This window comes from Sulfurospirillum sp. HTRB-L1, from assembly GCF_059415125.1.
This window is the reverse complement of record NZ_JCAHZR010000006.1, coordinates 92,308-113,571: the sequence shown is the minus strand read 5'-3', so window position 1 is coordinate 113,571 and position 21,264 is coordinate 92,308. Positions and strand designations below refer to the sequence as shown.

General features: G+C 47.8%; 23 protein-coding genes. 9 read left to right on the top strand and 14 right to left on the bottom strand.

Annotation, left to right across the window (positions count from 1 at the left end):
• Nucleotides 1-31: 31 nt before the first annotated feature.
• From AC5SLM_RS10840 to AC5SLM_RS10820, 5 genes are read right to left on the bottom strand one after another with little or no spacing between them, the layout of a single operon-like run.
• On the bottom strand, nucleotides 32-1,894 hold the full coding sequence (locus AC5SLM_RS10840; RefSeq protein ID WP_495250978.1) for a primosomal protein N': 1,863 nt from the start codon (nucleotides 1,892-1,894) through the stop codon (nucleotides 32-34).
• Nucleotides 1,873-2,340 carry a type II secretion system protein gene (locus AC5SLM_RS10835; protein ID WP_495250977.1) on the bottom strand — a complete coding sequence of 156 codons (468 nt, stop codon included), beginning with the start codon at nucleotides 2,338-2,340 and terminating at the stop codon, nucleotides 1,873-1,875. The genes AC5SLM_RS10840 and AC5SLM_RS10835 overlap by 22 nt, the downstream gene beginning before the upstream one ends.
• An 18-nt stretch (nucleotides 2,341-2,358) precedes the next feature.
• On the bottom strand, nucleotides 2,359-2,847 hold the full coding sequence (locus AC5SLM_RS10830; RefSeq protein WP_495250976.1) for a type IV pilin protein: 489 nt from the start codon (nucleotides 2,845-2,847) through the stop codon (nucleotides 2,359-2,361).
• Nucleotides 2,848-2,906: 59 nt separating this feature from the next.
• Nucleotides 2,907-3,137 (bottom strand): hypothetical protein, encoded by a 231-nt coding sequence (locus tag AC5SLM_RS10825; protein ID WP_495250975.1) that lies wholly within the window; start codon nucleotides 3,135-3,137, stop codon nucleotides 2,907-2,909.
• Nucleotides 3,134-3,367, bottom strand: coding sequence for a hypothetical protein (locus tag AC5SLM_RS10820; protein ID WP_495250974.1), 234 nt, complete (start codon nucleotides 3,365-3,367; stop codon nucleotides 3,134-3,136). Before AC5SLM_RS10820 ends, AC5SLM_RS10825 begins: the two co-directional genes overlap by 4 nt.
• A 111-nt stretch (nucleotides 3,368-3,478) precedes the next feature.
• On the opposite strand from AC5SLM_RS10820, the gene uvrB reads away from it, so the two are divergent.
• The 5 genes from uvrB (at nucleotide 3,479) to AC5SLM_RS10795 (ending at nucleotide 8,776) form a co-directional block, all read left to right on the top strand.
• Complete coding sequence (gene uvrB, locus AC5SLM_RS10815; RefSeq protein WP_495250973.1) at nucleotides 3,479-5,455, top strand: excinuclease ABC subunit UvrB; 1,977 nt, start codon at nucleotides 3,479-3,481, stop codon at nucleotides 5,453-5,455.
• Between the two features lie 46 nt (nucleotides 5,456-5,501).
• Entirely contained in the window at nucleotides 5,502-5,726 is a 225-nt protein-coding gene (locus AC5SLM_RS10810; RefSeq protein WP_495250972.1) for a hypothetical protein, read from the top strand.
• Nucleotides 5,716-6,039, top strand: coding sequence for a type II toxin-antitoxin system RelE/ParE family toxin (locus tag AC5SLM_RS10805; RefSeq protein ID WP_495250971.1), 324 nt, complete (start codon nucleotides 5,716-5,718; stop codon nucleotides 6,037-6,039). Before AC5SLM_RS10810 ends, AC5SLM_RS10805 begins: the two co-directional genes overlap by 11 nt.
• A 101-nt stretch (nucleotides 6,040-6,140) precedes the next feature.
• A complete protein-coding gene (locus AC5SLM_RS10800; protein WP_495250970.1) occupies nucleotides 6,141-8,246 on the top strand; it encodes an RNA degradosome polyphosphate kinase in 2,106 nt (701 codons plus the stop codon).
• A complete protein-coding gene (locus AC5SLM_RS10795) occupies nucleotides 8,246-8,776 on the top strand; it encodes a gamma carbonic anhydrase family protein (protein ID WP_495250969.1) in 531 nt (176 codons plus the stop codon). The genes AC5SLM_RS10800 and AC5SLM_RS10795 overlap by 1 nt, the downstream gene beginning before the upstream one ends.
• On the opposite strand, the gene AC5SLM_RS10790 is transcribed toward AC5SLM_RS10795, so the two are convergent.
• From AC5SLM_RS10790 to AC5SLM_RS10770, 5 genes are read right to left on the bottom strand one after another with little or no spacing between them, the layout of a single operon-like run.
• Complete coding sequence (locus tag AC5SLM_RS10790; protein ID WP_495250968.1) at nucleotides 8,773-9,555, bottom strand: 3'-5' exonuclease; 783 nt, start codon at nucleotides 9,553-9,555, stop codon at nucleotides 8,773-8,775. The two genes, AC5SLM_RS10795 and AC5SLM_RS10790, sit on opposite strands and share 4 nt — an antisense overlap.
• A complete protein-coding gene (locus tag AC5SLM_RS10785) occupies nucleotides 9,552-10,142 on the bottom strand; it encodes a phosphoribosylanthranilate isomerase (RefSeq protein WP_495250967.1) in 591 nt (196 codons plus the stop codon). The genes AC5SLM_RS10790 and AC5SLM_RS10785 overlap by 4 nt, the downstream gene beginning before the upstream one ends.
• Before the next feature lies 1 nt (nucleotide 10,143).
• A complete protein-coding gene (gene rpe, locus AC5SLM_RS10780) occupies nucleotides 10,144-10,785 on the bottom strand; it encodes a ribulose-phosphate 3-epimerase (protein WP_495250966.1) in 642 nt (213 codons plus the stop codon).
• An 8-nt stretch (nucleotides 10,786-10,793) separates the two neighbouring features.
• Nucleotides 10,794-12,188 carry a chemotaxis protein CheX gene (locus tag AC5SLM_RS10775; protein ID WP_495250965.1) on the bottom strand — a complete coding sequence of 465 codons (1,395 nt, stop codon included), beginning with the start codon at nucleotides 12,186-12,188 and terminating at the stop codon, nucleotides 10,794-10,796.
• Nucleotides 12,185-13,006: an HDOD domain-containing protein gene (locus AC5SLM_RS10770; RefSeq protein ID WP_495250964.1), complete on the bottom strand. Its 822-nt coding sequence runs from the start codon at nucleotides 13,004-13,006 to the stop codon at nucleotides 12,185-12,187. Before AC5SLM_RS10770 ends, AC5SLM_RS10775 begins: the two co-directional genes overlap by 4 nt.
• 159 nt (nucleotides 13,007-13,165) lie before the next feature.
• On the opposite strand from AC5SLM_RS10770, the gene rpmB reads away from it, so the two are divergent.
• The 4 genes from rpmB to AC5SLM_RS10750 all read left to right on the top strand — a co-directional run bounded on the left by rpmB (nucleotide 13,166) and on the right by AC5SLM_RS10750 (nucleotide 16,050).
• Nucleotides 13,166-13,354, top strand: coding sequence for a 50S ribosomal protein L28 (gene rpmB, locus AC5SLM_RS10765; protein WP_495250963.1), 189 nt, complete (start codon nucleotides 13,166-13,168; stop codon nucleotides 13,352-13,354).
• A gap of 27 nt (nucleotides 13,355-13,381) precedes the next feature.
• Nucleotides 13,382-14,524: a potassium channel family protein gene (locus tag AC5SLM_RS10760; protein ID WP_495250962.1), complete on the top strand. Its 1,143-nt coding sequence runs from the start codon at nucleotides 13,382-13,384 to the stop codon at nucleotides 14,522-14,524.
• On the top strand, nucleotides 14,517-15,707 hold the full coding sequence (gene argJ, locus AC5SLM_RS10755; protein ID WP_495250961.1) for a bifunctional glutamate N-acetyltransferase/amino-acid acetyltransferase ArgJ: 1,191 nt from the start codon (nucleotides 14,517-14,519) through the stop codon (nucleotides 15,705-15,707). Before AC5SLM_RS10760 ends, argJ begins: the two co-directional genes overlap by 8 nt.
• A gap of 115 nt (nucleotides 15,708-15,822) precedes the next feature.
• Nucleotides 15,823-16,050 carry an HP1242/YdcH family protein gene (locus AC5SLM_RS10750; RefSeq protein WP_495250960.1) on the top strand — a complete coding sequence of 76 codons (228 nt, stop codon included), beginning with the start codon at nucleotides 15,823-15,825 and terminating at the stop codon, nucleotides 16,048-16,050.
• On the opposite strand, the gene AC5SLM_RS10745 is transcribed toward AC5SLM_RS10750, so the two are convergent.
• Genes AC5SLM_RS10745 through mfd form a run of 4 tightly spaced genes read right to left on the bottom strand, consistent with a single transcriptional unit; the run spans nucleotide 16,047 to nucleotide 21,259 of the window.
• Nucleotides 16,047-16,718, bottom strand: a complete 672-nt coding sequence (locus AC5SLM_RS10745; protein WP_495250959.1) for a 3-methyladenine DNA glycosylase — start codon at nucleotides 16,716-16,718, stop codon at nucleotides 16,047-16,049. The genes AC5SLM_RS10750 and AC5SLM_RS10745 overlap by 4 nt on opposite strands.
• Nucleotides 16,708-17,508: a TIGR00282 family metallophosphoesterase gene (locus AC5SLM_RS10740; RefSeq protein ID WP_495250958.1), complete on the bottom strand. Its 801-nt coding sequence runs from the start codon at nucleotides 17,506-17,508 to the stop codon at nucleotides 16,708-16,710. Before AC5SLM_RS10740 ends, AC5SLM_RS10745 begins: the two co-directional genes overlap by 11 nt.
• Nucleotides 17,499-18,290, bottom strand: a complete 792-nt coding sequence (locus tag AC5SLM_RS10735; protein WP_495250957.1) for an ATP-binding protein — start codon at nucleotides 18,288-18,290, stop codon at nucleotides 17,499-17,501. The genes AC5SLM_RS10740 and AC5SLM_RS10735 overlap by 10 nt, the downstream gene beginning before the upstream one ends.
• Complete coding sequence (mfd, locus tag AC5SLM_RS10730; protein WP_495250956.1) at nucleotides 18,287-21,259, bottom strand: transcription-repair coupling factor; 2,973 nt, start codon at nucleotides 21,257-21,259, stop codon at nucleotides 18,287-18,289. Before mfd ends, AC5SLM_RS10735 begins: the two co-directional genes overlap by 4 nt.
• Nucleotides 21,260-21,264: the final 5 nt, after the last annotated feature.

Genomic DNA, 21,264 nt, shown 5'->3' with positions numbered 1-21,264 from the left:
TTGAGACATCTTAACACGCTTTTGCTTAGGGTCAGGAAAACGACACAGGGTCCATGTCTACTTCCACAAGACGCCCTTTACATGTAAGGCCCGCTTGTACCAAAGCGCGTGGGGAGTCTGAGCGCAGTAGCACGTGGTAGCGGTATTTTCCTGCGATTTTTCCAATGTCCGCAGGGCCGTGCCCCACCACTTCCACGCGGTCTTTGTAGGCCACAAGTTTGCCTAGCACTTCTTCCACGACTTCTTTACATGTAAGCTCATTGGCGTGAGCAACAAGCAAACGCAACAACCGTTTAAAGGGCGGGTAAAGGCCTTCGCGGTGGGGTTTTTCTTCTTTTAAAAACCGTTCAAAATCGTCCATGTACGCGTGAAAAAATTCAGGATTTAGGGTTTGGATGATGACTTCCCCTTCGCCTTTTCGCCCACTACGCCCTGCGATTTGAAGGGCAAGAGCGAGGGCTTTTTCCCGCGCGCGAAAATCCCCTTGGGAGAGTTGCGAATCTAGCCCCAAGATGACCGAAAGGCCGATGTCGTGATAATCATGCCCTTTGCTGAGCATCTGTGTGCCCACAAGCACGTCTATCTCGCGGTTGTTAAAGCGTTTTAGGAGAGATTTTAACTGCTTTTCCGTGCGCACTTCGTCGCGGTCAAATTGTTCAAAAACAACCGCAGGCAACGCTTCGCGCAAGGTTTCAGTGACCTCAGAGGTGCCGATGCGGCTGGCTTCCATGGTTTCACTGCCACACGTTGGGCAGGTTTTAGGGATGGGTTGGGCAAAGTTGCAGTAATGGCACACAAGGGCGTTTTTGTGTTTGTGTAAACTCATAGAGACGGCACAAAAAGGACACTCAAACCGCTCTCCACACCCTTTACATGTAAGGTGTTTAAAATGGGCGCGTGTGGGGACAAAAACGATGGCTTGGCGGTTTTTTTCTACCACTTGTGCCAATTTAGCGATGATAGTAGGGGTGAGTTCATGGTGCCCAGATTCGTACACGATGCTTCGCGAACTTTGAAAGTAGGTGCCGCGAAGGCGCATGGTAGGGAGTTTGTCGTAGCTTGTGAGGCTTGGAGTAGCGCTGCCCAACACGACGCGCGCACCCACGTAGGTACCAAGCATCAAGGCGACATCTTTGGCGTTGTAGCGGGGCCTTGAGGAAGATTTATAACTCTCATCGTGTTCTTCATCCACCACGATGAGTCCCACTTCGCGCAAAGGCAAAAAGAGCGCAGAACGTGGGCCCGCCACGATGCGCACCTCTCCTTGATGGATGCGTGCAAGAATCTCTTGCTTTTTAGCCTTGGAAAGTTTGGAGTGCCAGATGGCCACGCGCACCCCAAAATGTGTCTCCAGTCGCTCTTTCATCTGAGGTGTGAGGCCGATTTCTGGCATGAGAAAGACAGCGCTTTTGCCCGCGCACAACACCTCTTGCATCAAAGCAAGGTAAATCTCCGTCTTGCCACTTCCGGTGTCCCCAAAGAGCAAGGCTTTGTCGTGTTGGAGTAAAAAGGCTTTGGCTTTTTGTTGGGCAAGAGAAAGGGCCAACGAAGCGTTACATGTAAAGGGAATGGGGGGTGTTTGGTCTTTAGAGTAAGGCACCATGAGCGCCAACGCTTCGCCCAAAGAAGACCCATAATACTCGCTAATAAACTTCGCGCACTGCATCTGCCACAGGGCAAACACGTCGCCTAAGTCTTGCGCAATCTCTTTACATGTAAAGCTTGGTTTCTCGCACGCCTCTACCACCACCGCCTCTTTTTCGCGCCCTTGCAAGGGAGCACGCACGCGCGCACCGATGGCTAAAACTTGAGATGACGCATAGGTCAAACACGGCTGCGCAGAGCCTAGAAGTGCAAGGGTGTAGTAGTGTGTCACTGGGTTAGCGCGTTGCACAACTCTCCCGCAGGGGCACATGTAAACTGCCCATTCCCCGGAGCGTAAGTAAACGTAACAAGTGAAGCATTATCAATGCGAAAAGTGTAGGTATTGGCACCTGTTTTTAGCCAAGCGGCGGTATTGCCCGTGCTTGAAAGAATGGGGTTTTCTAGGATATTTGTAGTACTTGCGGGGCCTCGGTAAAAAAGCTCTTTACCTGCCACGCTGTGACCAGCAGCATTCACATCATCCAAATCAGCAGGATAGTTGCCATTGCCTTGCATCAGTTGTAATGACCGCTGCAAGACAATGCCACTACGAATTGCGGAAACTTGACTCGCCCCTTTAACAATGGCCGCATCCGTACGTGTCGCTGCCAACCGAGGAATAGCAATTGAAGCCAAGATTCCAAGGATGACAATAACAAAGACCATCTCAATCATAGTAAAGGCGGGGCGCGTCATAAGCTTATCTCCATATCTCTAGCGAATAACTCTTTGTCCGCCTAAGCTTTGATCATTCCAAACCAAATTTCTAATATTTGATAAACCATCTGTATTAGCATCGCTTCCAATAACTTGTCGGCAAATAGTTCCCGCAGTAGTATTTCTTGTAGTGGCCTCAACAGTACCAGCATCATTGTCCAAGGTTAAAGTAATGCAGATTGCACCATCAGCAGCTATAGTATAGGAAATTGCAGTACCTCCAGCTACTACGGCAGTATTGCCAACAGCGGTTATGTTTCTTAACTCATCAGCAGTAATGGCGGTTGTAGCATTAGAATCCGTCCAACTTCCTCTTGCTGTATAGCTTGTCGCCAAATCATTGTAAAGCGTCGCAATATCCGCTGCTGCTCTTGTTACCTCGGCGTCATCTCTCGTCGCTGCCAATCTTGGGATAGCTACTGCTGCCAAGATACCTAAAATTACGATCACGAAGATCAACTCTATCATGGTAAAACCACGTTTCATGGGAACTCCTTTTTTTGTACGTTTTGTTTTAAAACGTGTGAATTATAAGACAAGCGGTATTAACCCTGCCTTAATGTCTGGTCGATTTTTAACGCCATCTCATGCATTTGGCGTTCTTGAGCGTAAAAATCATAGCTTTTTTGCACAAAAGCCGTGAGTAATTCTTTGGTATCTAGCCCTTTTTTCTTTCCCAAAAATAACTCCATGTCCCGCAAAAATGCCTCCGCAAAAGCATCTTCAAGGGTAATTGTATAATCTTTGGACGCAATACTCACCGTCACTTTTTTCATCGTCCTAGTACTGCCTCAATCTTTCCAAAAATATCTTCTGATTCCATTTCTCTTAAACGCAAGTCTTCTTGAAGGCGGTTTATCTGCACATCTTTGGCTTCGCTTTGTGCTTTGACGCTGATAAGCTCTGTGCGAAGGGTTTCATTTTGGGTTTTTAGTTCTTCAAACTTTGCAAGCAAATCTTGAATTCTTCCTGAGAGTGTATTGACCACGCGGGTTTCCTCAAACATCTCCTACTCCTTCTTTTATGTTTCAATACGCCCTTAAAACACTGTTGCAAGAACGCTTTTGGCTATAATGCGCATTGTAGCAAATTTCACCCCAAAAGAAAAAGGAACTCCGTGGCGCTTTTTGACCTTCATAGTCCTTTTGAACCCGCTGGCGACCAACCGGCGGCTATTGAGAAACTCGCCGCTTCGTTGCGCCAAAATAACCGTTACCAAACCCTCGTAGGCGTCACGGGCAGTGGCAAGACCTACACCATGGCCAACCTCATCAAAGCCCTTAAACGTCCCACGCTTATCATGACCCACAACAAAACCCTCGCGGCCCAACTTTACAGCGAATTTAAGGGCTTTTTTCCTAACAACCATGTGGAATATTTCATCTCTTACTACGACTATTACCAACCCGAAGCCTACATCCCTAGGCAAGATTTGTTCATCGAAAAAGACAGCTCCATCAACGCCGAGTTAGAGCGTTTGCGCCTCTCCGCCACTGCTTCCTTGCTGAGTTATGATGATGTCATCTGCATCGCCTCGGTGTCTGCTAACTACGGCTTAGGCGACCCCGTAGAGTACAAAAGCATGGTGCAAATCTTAGAAGTGGGCCAGAGCATCCACCAAAAAACGTTGCTTTTGCGCCTTGTGGAGATGGGCTACACCCGCAACGACACCGTCTTTGACCGCGGGCATTTTCGTGTCAATGGGGACGTGGTGCACATCTACCCCGCGTACAGCCAAGACGAAGCCTTGCGCGTGGAGTTTTTCGGGGACGAGATAGAGCGCATCGCTTATTATGAAGCGCTCACCAATACCCCCTTGCAAGAAACTCAAAAAGTCATCCTCTACGCGGCCAATCAATTCATCGTCGGGCAAGCCAGACTCGCCCAAGCGGTCAAGCAAATCGAAGAAGAACTCTACTTGCGTCTTGCGGAACTTGAAGCCCAAAACAAACTGGTTGAATACCAACGCCTCAAACAGCGGGTCGAATTTGACTTAGAGATGATTCAAGCCACGGGTGCTTGCAAGGGCATCGAAAACTACGCCAGACACCTCACAGGCAAACAACCCGGAGAGACTCCTTTTACGCTCTTTGATTATTTTGAGGCTATGAATAAAGAATACCTTGTCATCATCGACGAATCCCACGTGAGCCTTCCTCAGTTTCGGGGCATGTTTGCAGGGGACCGTAGCCGCAAAGAAGTGCTCGTAGAGTACGGATTTCGCTTGCCTAGTGCGCTAGATAACCGCCCTTTAATGTTTGATGAGTTTATCCACAAAGCCCCTGCGTATCTGTTTGTTTCCGCGACACCCGCCCCTTTGGAGCTCGAACTCTCACAAGGTAACGTCGCCCACCAAATCATCCGCCCCACGGGGCTTTTAGACCCCACTATCGAGATTTGCGAAAGCTCCAATCAAGTAGAAGTGCTTCACGACCGCGCCAAGGCCGTCATCGCCAAAAATGAGCGTGTACTGGTGACGGTGTTGACGAAAAAAATGGCCGAAGAACTAAGCCGTTACTACCTCGAACTGGGCCTCAAAGTCAAGTACATGCACTCAGACATCGACGCCATTGAACGCAACCAAATCATCCGCGGGCTTCGCCAAGGGGACTTTGACATGCTCATTGGCATCAACCTTTTGCGCGAAGGGCTTGACCTCCCCGAGGTCTCCCTTATTGGCGTGCTAGATGCAGACAAAGAGGGGTTTTTGCGCAGTGAAACCAGCCTCGTGCAAACCATGGGTCGGGCCGCGCGTAATGTCAACGGCCACGTCATCCTCTTTGCCTCCAAAATCACGGGCTCCATGCAACGCGCCATCGACATCACCACCCAACGTCGCGATAAACAGCGTGCTTTCAATGAAAAACACGGCATCACACCCAAAAGCACCCTGCGCAAACTGGATGAAAACTTACGCGTCGAAGACCACGGCGAACTGGCCTCGCGGCACAAAAACATCGACAAACTCCCCGCCAGCGAACGGCAAAAAATCATCAAAGAACTCAGCGTTCAAATGCACGCGGCCGCCAAAGAGTTAGAATTTGAAAAAGCCGCCGCATTGCGAGATGAGATTATGAAATTGCGCAAGTTGTAGTTTTTAACCTCTTTTTGCTAAAATCAAGCACCAAAGGAGTCGCAAAATGCAAACAATCCACCTGAATAATGCTGAACTAGAGCAGTATATTTACCTTAAGTACGGTGATGACGACAGTAGTCTTCTTCGCGATTTTCTCACATTCTTAAAAACAGACTTACACACTTCTAACCTAAAAAAATCCCTTGAAGAAGTCAAGCAGTTTAAAGAAGGCACTAAGACCTTATCGACAGCAGAAGATTTTTTGACCGAGCTAAAAAGTGGAAATTAAGGTTACCGACACCTTCAAGAAAGAGTTCAAAAAACTTTTAAAAAAAGACCGACTTCTTATAGCAGAATATGAATTATTAATTGGCAAACTTCACCATCAGCCAGATTTTGGCGTTTCTCTTGGGGATGGAAAATATAAAATTCGGCTCAAAAACCTTTCTAGCAACAAAGGCAAAAGTGGTGGTTACCGTGTTATTACTTATACAAAAATTGAAAATACGATTGTTTTGGTTTATATTTATTCAAAAAACAACATAGAAAGTGTTCTTATCAAAAAGATTGACGCCATTATTAAAGCATTTAAAATTTCCTAGCTAGCACACTACACGCCTTTACATGTAACCTTTTTATTATCCTTTCTTGGGTATAATCAGCCACTTTTTACAGGTAGATTTTTCGCATAAAAGGGGAAACCATGGCTGTTTCACTTAATGATCCATCTTTGTACATCAACCGAGAGCTTTCGTGGTTACGCTTCAACACGCGCGTGCTGCACGAATCCGAAAAGGGTTCGTTGCCCCTTTTGGAACGGCTTAAATTTTTGGCCATTTACGCCACCAACTTGGACGAATTTTACATGATTCGCGTGGCAGGACTCAAACAGCTTTTTGCCGCAGGTATCGTTGTCACTGGTGCAGATGAGCAAGCTCCACTTGATCAGTTGCGTGAAATCAGACGCTATGTGGCCGAAGAAAAAGAGATTTTAGAGGCAAGCTATCACAGCATCGTTAAAGGGCTTGAGCAAGAAAACTTACTCATCCGCTCTTACGATGATTTGGACGAGAGTTACAAAATCAAGGCGGATGAATTCTTCTTCTCCAACATTCTCCCTGTCATCGTACCCATCGCCGTGGACGCAACGCACCCTTTTCCGCACCTTAATAACCTTAGCTTTTCCGTAGCGGTCAAACTCCAAGATAAAGACCGCCCCGAGACAAACAAATACGGCATGATTCGCATCCCACGCGTCTTGCCGCGCTTTTATCAAGTGGCAGATAACGTCTACGTGCCCATCGAATCCATCGTGCACCAACACGCCGAAGAAATCTTCCCGGGCTACCAGCTCATCTCTTCCGCGCCCTTTCGCGTCACACGCAACGCGGACATGGTCATCGAAGAAGAAGAAGCGGACGATTTTATGATGATTTTAGAACAAGGGCTCAAAATGCGCCGTAAAGGGGCATTTGTGCGTTTGCAGATTGAAAAAGACGCCGATCCTGACATCATTGAATTTCTCAATTCCCACATGAAAATCTTTCCCAAAGACATTTACATGTACACCATGCCCCTCAACCTGCCCGCCCTTTGGCAGATTGTGGGCAATAAAGACTTTTCCCACCTCAACACCCCGCCAAACTCCCCTAAAACACTGCCACCTTTTAGCAGCAGTGAGTCGGTGTTTAACGTCATTGAGCGGGGCGATGTGTTGCTTGCGCACCCTTATGAGAGTTTTGACCCCATCACCCGCATGATTAAAGAAGCGGCCAAAGACCCCAAGGTCATCTCTATCCGCATGACCCTGTACCGTGTAGAAAAAAACTCACAAATCATCCAATCCCTCATCGACGCAGCCAGTGAAGGCAAGCAAGTTACCGTGATGGTCGAACTCAAAGCGCGCTTTGATGAAGAAAACAACCTCCACTGGGCCAAAGAACTTGAAAGTGCGGGGGCCCATGTGATTTATGGCATCACGGGCTTTAAGGTTCACGCCAAAGTGACCCAAATCATTCGCCAGATTGACAACAAACTACGGTTTTACATGCATTTTGGCACAGGCAATTACAACGCCAGTACCGCTAAAATCTACACAGACGTGAGTTTCTTTACATGTAAAGAAGAATTTGCCAAAGACTCCACAGCATTTTTTCACATCCTTTCGGGCTTTTCCAAAAACCGCAAACTCGACACCCTTTCCATGTCGCCCATGCAAATCAAAAACCGTGTCATCGCCATGATAAACCACGAAGCCACGCTAGGCACCGAAGGGCATGTCATCGCCAAAATGAATTCCTTGGTTGACCCTGATGTTATCAAAGCCCTTTACAACGCTTCTACGCAAGGGGTTAAGGTTCAGCTCATCGTGCGGGGGATTTGTTGTTTGCGCCCAGGGGTTGAAGGGGTGAGTGAAACGGTTGAAGTCAAGTCCATCATCGGCAAGTATCTTGAACACGCGCGCATCTTTTTCTTTAAAAATGCTCCGGTGCAAATGTACATCTCAAGTGCTGATTGGATGCCGCGGAACTTGGAACGGCGCTTGGAACTCATGACGCCCATCATGGAACCCGCCTTGCGCCAAAAACTCTACGAAGTGCTTCAACTCCAGCTTAACGATAACGCGCTAAGTTGGTATCTGGGCATGGATGGCGAGTACAAGAAGCCCGAGCTTGCCGAAGAGGCCAAAGTGATTGACAACCATCAGATTTTGGAAGATTACATCAACCGCATCTACAAAACCGTCAAAAAAGATGCCACCTCTTCCAAGATTGACCAACTCACTAGAAAGTTGTTCAAGGAGAGCTAATGCGCCTACCTTTTGAGGGCATTTCGCCCGCCATTCATCCGAGTGTTTTTGTAGCACCAAGTGCCGATATCATCGGAGATGTGACCATTGGAGAAGAGAGTTCCGTGTGGTTTAACTGCGTCTTGCGTGGCGACGTGCACCGTATTATCATTGGCAAGCGGTGCAACATCCAAGACCTCTCCATGCTCCACGTTACCCACTACACCCTGCCCGATAAAAGCGACGGAAACCCGACGATCTTAGGTGATGATGTTACTATTGGGCACCGTGTCATGTTGCACGGATGTGTTGTCGAAGACACCTGCCTCATTGGTATGAGCGCGACCATTTTAGACAACGCGCGCATCGGAAAAGAGTCCATCGTGGGCGCGGGGGCGCTAGTGACCAAAAATCAGGTGTTTCCGCCCCGCTCTCTCATCCTAGGTGCCCCCGCTAAACGTGTTCGCGAGCTGACCGAGGAAGAGGTTGCCCAACTTTACACCTCAGCGCACCGTTACGTGGAGTACAAAAATCGCTATTTGATTGATTAGGTTTTAGGGGGTTGGAGCTTGCGTTTTTTGGGGTTTGGCTTGCTAAAATAAATCAAATCCTCCGCCGTGCACACTTCAGGGGGAAGCTTGTCAAGACAGGCGATGAAAATCTGTGCCGCACTTTTAGCATCCGCCAACGCACGGTGACGCCCCTCTTCTTCGATACCCAATACCTCTTTTAAAAAATCCAATCCATATCGCGGAGATTCGATGGTCTTTTGCGCCAAGTCGATGGTGCACAGTTTGCGGTTAAGCATGGGGCCAAAGCCTTGTTGCTCAAAAGAAGCGGAGATAAAATAATAATCAAATCCCACGTTATGCGCCACAAACACCGCATCCCCTAAAAAAAGGCGGAAGGCTTCAAGCACACTCCCAAGCGATGGGGCTTCGCGCACATCCTCAAGGCCAATCCCTGTGAGGGTTTCAATCACCGGAGGGATTTCCTTGGCATGCACCAAAGACTCAAACCGTCCTACTTCTTCGCGTCCTTCTAGCATCACTGCACCCACCTCAATCATCTGTCCTTTAGCTGGGTCGCTGGCGTTGCATTCGATGTCCACCACACAATAACGCTGCGCCTCTACCTTGTTTAAACGGGTAGCAAGTGTCACATGCGTGTCGTTTGTACGCACTAAGGGAAGGCCCATGAGACGGAGTTGTTCCATGTCTTCCACGTCACACGCACACAGATCTTCAATGGATTCAAGGCGGTAAGAAACTTCCGAAAACGGCAGACTTTCTCTGGCGAGTCGCAACGCGATTCTATCAAACCGTCTCACGCGTTCGCTTCTTGGATAAAATCAGCCATTTTTTGGTATGACTTTTTGCCCTTGTGCGCTTCCACGCCGCTGCTCACGTCATAGCCGTAAAATCCAAAGGGGCGAAGTTGGCCCAACATAGCCGCCTCTAGCCCACCCGCGACAATCATTTTGTCGCATTCTGCCCCTTCAAACCACGCTTTTTCAATGCGTTTTCCCGCACCGCCATAGCCTTCCACAAAAGCGTCTACCAAGCGGTAACGGCCAGAAAACCGCGTCAAATCTTCTTTACATGTAACGCGCACCACCGGCAAAAAAGGCACCTCAAGGGCCGCATAAAACGCCTCTGGCGCGTCCCAATGAATCTGTGCTAAGGTCAATTTAACAGCCTTACATGTAGCGTTTACAAAAGCCGCTTCTTCGTTGACAAAAAGCCCTACTTTTTCCACAAAAGGGGGGAGTTTAGCAACAATTTGCGCGGCAACTTCAGGGGTAACAAAACGCGGTGAGGGCGGATAAAACACAAATCCAAGGGCATCCGCACCAAGGGCAATTGCGCCAAGTGCATCCTCAAGGTTCGTGATACCACAAATTTTCACGCGGGGCATGTTAGACTTTTAACGACGCAATAGCATGGGCGTAATCCGCCGAACCAAAGACGTAATTGCCCGCCACGACGATGTCCACGCCCGCTTCGTCCAAATCGCGCACGTTGAGCCCGTTGACGCCACCGTCTACTTCGATAAGCACTTTAGCGTTACGCGCATCAATCATCGCGCGAAGGCGTTTGGCTTTCTCTAGGACGCTGGGGATAAACTGCTGACCGCCAAAGCCAGGATTGACACTCATAAGCAACACCATATCAACCTCATCGAGCAAAAACTCAATGGCTTCTGGCGGGGTATGAGGGTTGAGGGTGAGCGCGGGAGAAATCCCATAACTTCGGATTTTTTGAATCAACCGATGGGGGTGTTTTTCTTCTTCGATATGAAAGGAGATAAATTTAGGCTTCAAGGGTGCGAACAAGTCCACAAAAAACGTATTGTTTTCTACCATGAGGTGAATGTCTAAAGGCTTAGTGGCTGCCTTGGCAACGGCAGAAACTACCACTGGCCCGATGGTCAGATTAGGAACAAAGTGCCCGTCCATGACATCAACATGCACAAGGTCACAACCCCCTTCACAAATGGCTTGAATCTCTTCATTAAGTCGTCCAAAATCTGCCGAGAGAATACTAGGTGCTACGTACATAACGCTCCTTATTTGGTTAAAAATAGTGTCAGGGGCTTGCCTTCTACAAGAAAGTCCACTTGCGCCCCTCTTTTTTCTTTCTTATGTTGAAAAATTTCCGAAACCCGTACAAAGGTACGGGGCATAGTGATGTCAATCTTACGCTGTTTTTTCATCATCTGTTGGACAAACTTTCCTCCGATGATGTTGACAAATTCACCCAAGGCGTCCATGAGGTCTTGACGGGAAGCGTTCGCGCTGTCTTCTAGGAGCACTTGGCACGCCTTGCGCGCTGTTTCTTCTTCAAAGACCACAAGCAACAAGCCACTCAAATCCCCAAAAAATGCCAACGCCACACCCATCATAGAGTCAGTTTCTTGGAGGGTTAGGGGTTGGATTTTAAGGGATTCTTTGTGAACCTTGCATTGTGTCATTGTTTCGATGGTGTGCATGGCGGTTTGGGTGATACCAGGAAGCACTTCGACCAACTGCTTGGTGACGTGTTGGGTTTTTTTCGTATTAATCGCGCCACCGCCACTTTCGCCTAGCAAGGCTTCATCGTCAAAAAAATCCTTCATAGAATCGTACAACAACACCCCTGCATCTTCAAGCTCTTCGCGCAAAGAGTCTGCAATACTGCGTCGTGTCAACCCGCACACGGCAATCGTCGCCCCGTGTTCTGCGCCTGCGGTGGAGAGGCGAGAGAGAAAGTTGACCCCATGCACGTTAATGGAAGAAACCGTGTGGGCATTAAAGAGAAAAAACAAAAACCCCACCCGAAGGGAGTTTTCATGGTAGCGCATGTCAAATTTTTCCACCAATCCCGAATCCACAAAGTTACTCAAACTGTACACGATGACGTTGTCTTTAATGTGTATTTGCAAGTGTTTTTCGGATGAACCGATGTAGGAATTTGAGATAGCAAAATCGTTTAGGGGTTTTTGTTCTGCAAAATGCACTTTGGATTTGGCGATACTAGGCTTGTAGCCTCGCTCGTACAATTCTAACACCAACTGGTTTTTTTGTTCCACGTTGTCGTTGTACACAATAATCTTTTTTTCCTCCAGGTTTTCCCCCAAAGGAACGCCCACAAACAACGCAGCGATGGCTTCGGTTTCGTACAGTGAAAAGGAAACCTTGTGCTGGTACATCTCCATAATGGTATTGTATTTTTTAAGATTGTAGTCGCAAAACCCAATCAGTGCGCCTGTTTTTTCTTGAATTTGCTTGAGCAACTCAACGATGGTCGTTAACCCACGCTTGTTAAAGAAAATCATTTTTTTCAAAGAAATGAGGGCCGCTTCACACTTTTTTTCCACTAAAAATTGGATGTCTTGAGGCTCAATAATCGCTCTGGCATTCTCCCCGTCTAAAAAACCCTGGGGCGTAAAAATGGCTAGGCTATTTTTAAGCGTCGGTCTCATGCTTCAAACTTTGACACACACGCATAAAAATGTTCCACCTGTGCTTCGCTCGCCTCTATCTCCAACTCAAAAAAATTGTTGATTCCACAGCGCACAAACAGATCACGGCTAAGCTCATACTGCAACAAAAGTTTAAAATACACCACGCGATCATTGTCTGCTTCGGGGTCTTTTAAGGCCTGTAAAAAGTGAATAAGCTCCCCAGAAAGCTCCCATTTTTGCGCAATCATACAGGCTAAATCAAAAAAATCAAGCCCACTCATTTTATATAAAATCGCCTCATAGCTCACGGCTTTTTGCGCTTGCAACAAGCGCAAGGTTTGCACCTCATGTTTAAAAATCCCCTCACATGCCGCAAAGGTAGCAGGGATGATGGAAGCCGCCTTGGAGATTTCGATACTTTGGCATCCAAGCTCTTCCATGAGACCTTCCCATTTCACCATAAGTTGCGCTTGGAGCTCTTGAAAAGTGCGCGAATCCAAGTCAAAAACCTCCCAACGCGTGGGCATTAGCAAGCGCGTATAGTAACTGTAAAGGATTTGGCGGGCCCGAAACAGCCCCAACACACCAAAAATCTGGCGCGGTTCTTTAATCTCTGAGCGAAAGCCAAAAATAGGCTTATTGACAATTTCACGCAAATACAGCATCAATGCGCCATCTTGGGCCGCACAATCCGCCGCTTTAACCAAGTCTCCCTCAGCCAGTGCCGCAGAACACGCTTTGACAATCTTTGGAATAGCAGGAACTTGTGCGATATAGTGGTCGATTATGTCACGGGAAATCATGAGCCAAGCACCCTTTTCTTGAGGATAGGCCATGATAGCACCCCTTTCATAAAAAGTCTCTAAATGCAAGCTAAAACCTTTTACATGTAAAGAAAATTGTGGTACAATACGCGCCTTACTTGTACGAGGGGTTTTAAGTCAGTCTTTTGCTTCCTTTTTGTACAATACACCAAATTTTACCAAGGATCCCTAATGGCAAGAAGATGTGCAATTACTGGCAAAGGTCCAATCGTTGGCAACAACGTTAGCCACGCCAACAATAAAACAAAGCGTCGCTTTCTTCCAAACCTCCGCACGATTCGTGTGATGTTGGAAGATGGAACAACACGCAAAATCAAAGTCGCAGCCTCAACGCTTCGCACCATGAAGAAAAACGCGTAACCCGCGTTTTCATGAGGAATCGCCTCCGTGCCGTCCGCGCCCAAGTTTGCGCATAAGCTGAAAAAATTCCTCAACTGGTCTGAAAAGGCCACACCTGAGATAAGCCTCAACACCGAGCTTTACGAACAACTCCGCCCTTTTCGCGTCCCTATCATCTCTGTCGTTTTGGCAATGATGTTTGGGACCCTAGGGTATGTCTTCATCGACGACATGTCCCTCTCCGACGCTGTTTACCAATCTGGCATTACCTTTACTACGGTTGGTTTTGGCGAAATCGCCCCCATTTCCGAACTGGGTCGCCTCTTCACTGTGACGCTCATTATCATCGGATTTGGTGTCTTTTCTTTCTCCATCGGTGTTTTAGTTCAAGTGCTCAACAAGGGCGATCTCATTCGTATCATCAAGGAGCGCAGTATGCTGTACCGCATCGCACGTCTCAAAAACCACTTTGTTATCTGCTATCACAACGAGTTTACCATCCAACTGGCAAAACAATTTCGCGAAAACCATGTCCCTTTTGTGGTTGTAGACCCGGGTGATTCTTTTGCAAAAACCGCCCACCAGTTTAAATACCCCTATTTCTTGCAAGAAGAGCCGCACACGGAAATTGCTCTGTTAAAATCACACTTTTCCAGCGCCAAAGGGATGATTACACTAAGCGAAAACATCGCGGATAACATCGCTCAAATCGCTTCGGCACGGTTGTATGAAAAAGAACTTGGCCTGAAACGCCCTTATTTTATCATGGCCAATGCAGACAATGAAATCGACATAGAAAAGCTCAAAAAACTAGGAGCGGATGCGGTTGTCTCCCCCACCAAACTTGTCGCGCAACGCCTAAGCGCCATGAGCATCCGGCCCGATATGGAAAATATGATTGAAACCTTTTTGTACCAAAAAAAATCTGCCATCGACATGGAAGAGATTGTGGTTCCTGATCACTCTTGGATGCGGTTTAAGAAAATCAAAGAAGCCCATTTGCGGGACATTACCAATGTGAGTATCGTGGGCATTCGCGACGCCAAAGGGAAATTTTCTCCCATGCCACGCGGCGACACCCTCATTGGTACAGGCAGCAAACTCTTGGTGGTAGGCACCATTGAGAGCATCCATGCCACCAAACGCATCATCCGAAAAAAAGAAAAACCCGAGGAATTAAAATATGTTTAACATCTTTCCTATCAAAGGAAGTCTTGAAAATGTTGCAGGCTTTTACTGCGACGGTGTGAGCGTTGGGCTTAAGCCAAATGGGGCTAATGATGTCGCTTTTATCCGCTCCGACGCTCCTTGTGATGTTGAAGCCGTCTTTACCACCAACCGTTTTCAAGCGGCACCCATTGTGCACTTTAAGCGGTATCCTGAAAACTTTCAAACCAACTTTGTGCTCATGAATGCCAAAAACGCCAATGCCATGACAGGAACCAAGGGAGTGGAAGACATTGACGCGCTTTTTGCCTCCTTGCGCGCAACCTATCCCGCGCTTCACAATCCCATCATGAGCTCCACAGGCGTCATCGGCTACCGCCTTAACCAAGAAAAAATTTCCCATGCTTTTTCCAAATTTGATTTTAACGCCAAAAATTCCGACGCGGCCGCCCGCGCCATCATGACCACCGATAGCTTTAAAAAAGAGCTCTGCCTTCGCGTTGAGCCCGAACACGGTGCCCCCTTTCACCTTGCCGCCATTTGCAAAGGAGCAGGGATGATTAACCCTGCCATGGCCACCATGCTGTGCTTCATCCTCACCGATGCCGCACTCCCCAAAGCCGACGCCAAAGAGGCACTCTCTTATGCTGTTGAACACTCCTTTAACGCTGCTAGCGTCGATGGTGACACTTCCACCAACGACACGGTATTGCTACTTAGCAACGGCCAAAGTGGGGGCTATGATAAAGAAGCTTTCAAAGAAGCTTTAGCCTTGCTCACCAAACACCTCGCTCTTGAGATTGTTCGAGACGGGGAAGGGGCGACTAAATTGGTTGCCTTTGAGGTGATTGGCGCAACGACCGACGAAGAAGCCAAAAAAGCCGCCAAAGCCCTTAGCAACTCCTTACTTGTAAAAACCGCGTTGTTTGGCGAAGACCCCAACTGGGGACGCATCGCCTCTACGATTGGGGCGAGTGGGGTTGCATGTAATGATGAAACCCTAACGATTTTTTACGATGATGTGCTTGTCTTTAGCAACACCCACCGTGAACTTGACAAAGAACGCGAGATGAAGGCAGGTAGCGTCATGAAGCAAGCAAGCTACACCATCCGTTGTGATTTGGGTGTGGGTTCTGGCGCATTTACAGCTTATGGCTGTGATCTTGGGCACCAATACGTTACCATCAACGCCGATTACCGCTCATAATCAACCCTTACTTTCTCTCTCTTGCACGGGGCATGGGTGTCGTTCATGCCCCCTTTTTAACCCCTTTCTTAGAGACAGATGGCTATACTTTCACAAAACCACCAAGGAGGTAGCGATGCTACACGAATACCGAGACATCATCTCAAAAGTCAAAGTAGAAAACGCGCATTTTGCAAAGATTTTTGAACGTCACAACGAACTTGATAAAAAGATTGTCGATGTCGAAGAAGGGCGCGAGCATATGGAGCGTTTTGAACTTGAAACCCTCAAAAAAGAAAAACTTCGCCTAAAAGACGAAGCGTATACCATGATTTTAGCATTTAAAGAAGAAAAAGGCCTCTAATCTTCCAGGCTTAAGCCTGGAATCCCCTGTGTTAACACCCCACGTTTTATTTTTCCCTTGCAAAACTCCACGATTTTTCCATGAAACCTTGCATAAAGCTCCACGCGTGAGAGCTCTTTTCCATAAAGTGTTGTTACTTGCGCATCCTCAAGGCCTTCTATTAGCCACTCTTGGAGCATCTCGTAGCTCTCAAAGGTATAGCCATAATAGCGCAGTAATTTATCGGTGTAGCTATCCACCACCATCGCTTCTTTGTAGCAAGCGTAGCACAAAATCCCATCAGCACTCTCAGGGCCTATGCCTCTTTGTGCGAGCAACCAGTCGCGCTCTACTTCTTTGGCAAAGGTTTCAAAGGTTTCAAACTCTGCCTCAATAGCCTGCGCAAGACGCACAAGATTGACGGCTTTAGCCTTAAAACACCCACTTGGGCGAATACACTCCATCACGCGCTGTTCGTCCATTGCTGCCAAAGCCTTTACATGTAAGGCTTTTTGCGCGCGCAAAGCGTCCAAGCTCTCTTCCACGCGCTCCCATTTGGCTTGTTGGGTTAGCACCGCGCCCACAACAACCTCAAATGTGCCGCTGTTGGGCCACCAAAAAGGGTCGCGAGAAACTGCGTTGATGCCTGAATGCTTCAAACCTTCTAGGAGTTCAATGCTACGTCTCATGCCACGCCTGCGTAAGGATGGGGGTATCTTCGTAAAGCTTGATTTTAAAGGCCTCTTGGCACTCCTTACCCGCAAATTCCATCACCACCATCTGCAAAATGCCTTTGCAACGGTTGGGTATTTCAAAAGAGGCAGGAAGACCTGTTAAAAAACGCTTCAAGGGTGCGGCTTCGTCCATACCAATGACATTGTCCCGACACCCTGTTAGGCCAATGTCGCTCAAATACGCCGTTCCTTTTTCTAGTGTCAAATCATCCGTCCCCACATGCGTGTGCGTCCCGATAATAGCAGACACCTTGCCTTTTAGCAGCGCAAACAAAGCGCGTTTTTCACTGGTGGCTTCCGCATGAAAATCAATCAACACCCCATCGTGAGGCTCTAGTGTTTCAAGGGTTTCAAGGATGCTAATAAAAGGATTATCACACATGGGCATGGTAAAGTGGCCCATGAGGTTCACAACCGCCAGCGTATACTCTTTGCTGCGCACATACCCAACACCGCGTCCAGGGACGCCTTTGGGGTAGTTCACAGGACGCAAAATGGGATGGGTTTCCAAAAGAGGAATGATCTCTTTTTTATCCCACGTGTGGTTTCCCCCGCTCATCATATCCACGCCTGCTTGAAAAAGCTCGTGGGCATGTTTGATACTAAGGCCAAACCCATGGCTAGCATTTTCGGTATTGGCAATCACGCAATCTAGGGCATATTGTTCTTTGAGTGCTCTTAAATGGGTTTGAATCAACTTGCGCCCAGGGCGTCCTACCACATCACCAATAAACCCTACTCGCATGTTGTGCCTTTGTTTAAAAATAGGCCGCCATGGGCATTAAAAAACTGCTTGGCCGTGCGCCCGCTTCGTGAAGCACGGGAGGCGGCAAACTGCTTGGCGGCAAGATGAAGCACGGCCTTGTCCCCTTGGTAATCTTTAAAATAATGTTCCACAATGTCTAAGTATTCTTGTTGCGTCCCTTGGTAAAACGAAAGCCATAAGCCAAACCTGTCTGAGAGGGAAATCTTTTCCTCCACCTTATCTGAGTAGTGTAGTTCCCCTTGAGAAACACGGGTGCCTTGGTTGTCGCTCACGTGTTCTGCAATCAAATGGCGGCGGTTGGAAGTGGCGCACACCATGACATTGCGCGGGGGAAGTTCAATGGAACCTTCCAAGATAGGCTTAAGGCCCTTGTAACTCACATCACCTTCTTCAAAGGAAAGGTCGTCGCAAAAAACCAAAAACCAATAGGGCAATTCACGCAACTCATCCACGATTTCTGGTAAATCTTTTAAATCTTCCTTGGCAAACTCAATCAAGCGCAGCCCTTGGTCGTTAAAGCCATTAAGCAAGGCTTTAACCAAAGAGGATTTTCCTGTCCCTCTAGCACCCCAAAGCAACACGTGGTTAAAGGGGTTTCCCTTCAAAAATTGGTGCATGTTTGCCAAAAGCACCTCTTTTTGGCGCTCCATCCCCACTAAATCGTCCAACCCCACCGGGTCAATCTCTTTTACAGGGCGCAAGGTTTGTTTTTTAGGGCGCCAAATGGCCGCTTTGGTGCTTGCCCAAACAATACCGCTCATGCTTTCTCCTTTTTTCGCAAATACCCAAGGGTGGTAGCAAGAATGTCATCGTCGTCTTTGCTTGGGGAGTTCAAGAGCTCTTTTTTTCCACCCTCAAGGGTTATTGTAATGCTTTGCTGGTAATTGGCGATACTAGAAACCTGACACGCCATCCCCAAAATCTTCACCACAATCAACTCTAAAAACTGCTTAGTTGGCGTGTCGATACTCCCAAAACGGTCACACATCTCTTCTTCAATCTCATACACTTCTTGCACGCTCTTGCAGTGGCTTAGGCGTCGGTAAAGCTCTAGCCGGACTCGGTCTTCGCCCACGCATTCGGGGCTAATGTACGCGCTAATGGAGAGTTTTAAATCAATCTCTTTCTTTTCGCTTTTTTCATGGTGCATCAACTCCCCGATAGCATCTTCAAGCATCTTGAGGTACAACGAGTAGCCAATGTTTTTAATGTGCCCACTTTGCGCCTCGCCAATCAAATTTCCCCCGCCTCTGATTTCCAAATCATGGTAAGCAAGCACCGACCCGCTTCCTAAAAAGGAGTTTGACTCCAAGGCGACCAACCGTTTTCTCGCTTGGTCGGTGAGGGCTTCTTTGTTTTCTACTAAAAAATAACAAAAGCCCTGCCGTGCACCACGCCCAACGCGCCCGCGAAGCTGGTGCAAATCTGCAATCCCAAAGTGGTCTGAAGCCTCTATTAGCATGGTGTTGACATTGGGCAAGTGGATGCCCGATTCGATGATAGAAGTTGAAAGTAGCACATCGTATTCGCCCGCTTCAAAGCGCAACATCTCTTTTTCGGTAAAGGTAGCACTCACATGGGAGTGCAGCACTAAAATCCGAAGGGAAGGGATGATTTCACGCAACTCTTTGGCCTTGGATTCAATGCTCGCAATACGGTTGTGCACGTAAAAAATCTGCCCACCTCGGCGAATCTCTCGCAATAACACTTCTTTGACCAAGACACTGTCGTATTCTTTGACAAAGGTGCGCACGTCTTCGCGCTCTTTGGGTGGGGTGAGGATTTGAGAATATTGGCGAATGGAGCTCAGCGCCATGTTAAGGCTACGGGGAATGGGCGTTGCACTCATGGAAAGCACGTGGATATTGGCACGCATATTTTTCAGTGCTTCTTTTTGTTTCACGCCAAACTTATGCTCCTCATCAATCACTAGTAACGCTTGGTTCTTCATGGGTGCACCCAACAGTGCGTGGGTACCGATACACACATCAATACTCCCCTCGGCCAAACCCTTCAAAAGGCTGGTGCGCTCTTTGGTGCTTGAAAAGCGGTCTAATTTAGCCACACGCACGCCAAAATCTTTAAAACGGGCGTTAAGGCTCTTGAAATGCTGAGAAGAGAGCAAGGTGGTTGGAGCGATAAAGGCTGCTTGATAGCCACTTTTGACTGTCGCAAGGATGGCATTCATAGCCACTTCGGTTTTTCCAAAGCCCACATCACCGCTAATGAGCCGGTCCATCACCTTTCCCGAACGCATATCTCCAAACACCTCTTCGATACAACGCTCTTGGTCTTCAGTGTATTCAAACCCCGCTTGGGCACGAAACAAGGCGATGGCTTCATCACTCGCGTCAATAAGGAAGCCTTCCACCAATTCCCGTTTTGCTGCGATGTCGATAATTTCTTGGGCAATTTCAAAGAGCTTTTCCCTGGTTTTGGCTTTGAGTTTTTGGAAACTTCCCTTACCAAGCTTATCAAGCACGGCCAATCCACCACCATCGCTAATATAACGGTCAATGACGTGCAAGTTCTCAACAGGCAGTAAAAGCTTGTCCTCTCCTTGGTAAAGGATGGTCACAAAATCTCGCGTCGCCCCAAGGACGGTGGTGTTGGTTAAGCCTTTGAAAATCCCAACCCCGTAGGATTCGTGCACCACGTAATCCCCAACACGCAACTCGTCCAAAATCATGGACGGGCGCTTGGGGCGTTTTTTAGAAAGGGGTTTGTTAAGCGAGAGGATAATCTCCTCTTTGCTCATCAGATTGACAATCAACGGGCTTTCTTTAAACCGCCCCACCCCTTCGAGTTCTGCGTGTTTTAGCAAGGCTTCGTTGCGCGCCAATAGCGTAATACGCTTGGTCGGATGAAAAGATAAAAAAGTTTTAGGAACACTCACTTCGATATCTTGGTACACCGTTGGCTCAGGCAAGGGAGGGATAGCCAAAAGGCGCGCTGTGTCAAGGGTTTCATCAAAAAGTGCAACCTCGGCGATTTCCCCGTCCATTTTTTGCGCAACCCGTGCTTCAAAATGGCTCAAATAATCCATAGAAAGCTCCCCTAACCCCCAAAATCCCAAAGAGAGCATGTCTTTCACAAAGGCGTCACTAGAAGTTTTCTCCACCGCCGAAGCAACCACGGTATGGCTTGTTTCGTCCAACCCAAACAAGGCAGGCAAAAAGCTCACCGATTCGAGTTCTGTTTTCTCGCTTTTTTGGCTCTCGCAGGCAAAGTAGCGCATGCTTTCAATCTCGTCCCCAAACAAACTAATGCGCACAGGCTGTGAAGCATCGATGGAAAAAATATCGATGATATCCCCACGAAAGGAGACTTCACCATGGGATTCCACCACGTCTACAAAGGTGTATCCCCAGTGCAAGAGCTCTTCTTTAAACTGAGGCAAGGACAAGGTTTCTCCAAAGGAAAGCGTACGCTTAAGCAGTAGTTTGGGAGAAGGAAGGGGATGAAGCAGGGTTCTTAAGGGTGCGATTAAGACTTTTTTAGGGGAAGCTTCATTGGCGAAGTGGTTTAGCGCCGCCAACAAGGCATACAACTCTGCGCTATACGCGCGTAAATCCTCCCCTTTTTTTGCCCTAAAATCAGGCAAAGCAAAGGGTTTTTTACCTGCTAGGGCAACTGCGTCTTTAAGCTTTTGGACTTCTTTATCGTTTTTGGCGATGAGAATCTGTGCCTCACCGCCTTCTTTAAAATATTCGTAACATGCCGCTTGCAAGAGAG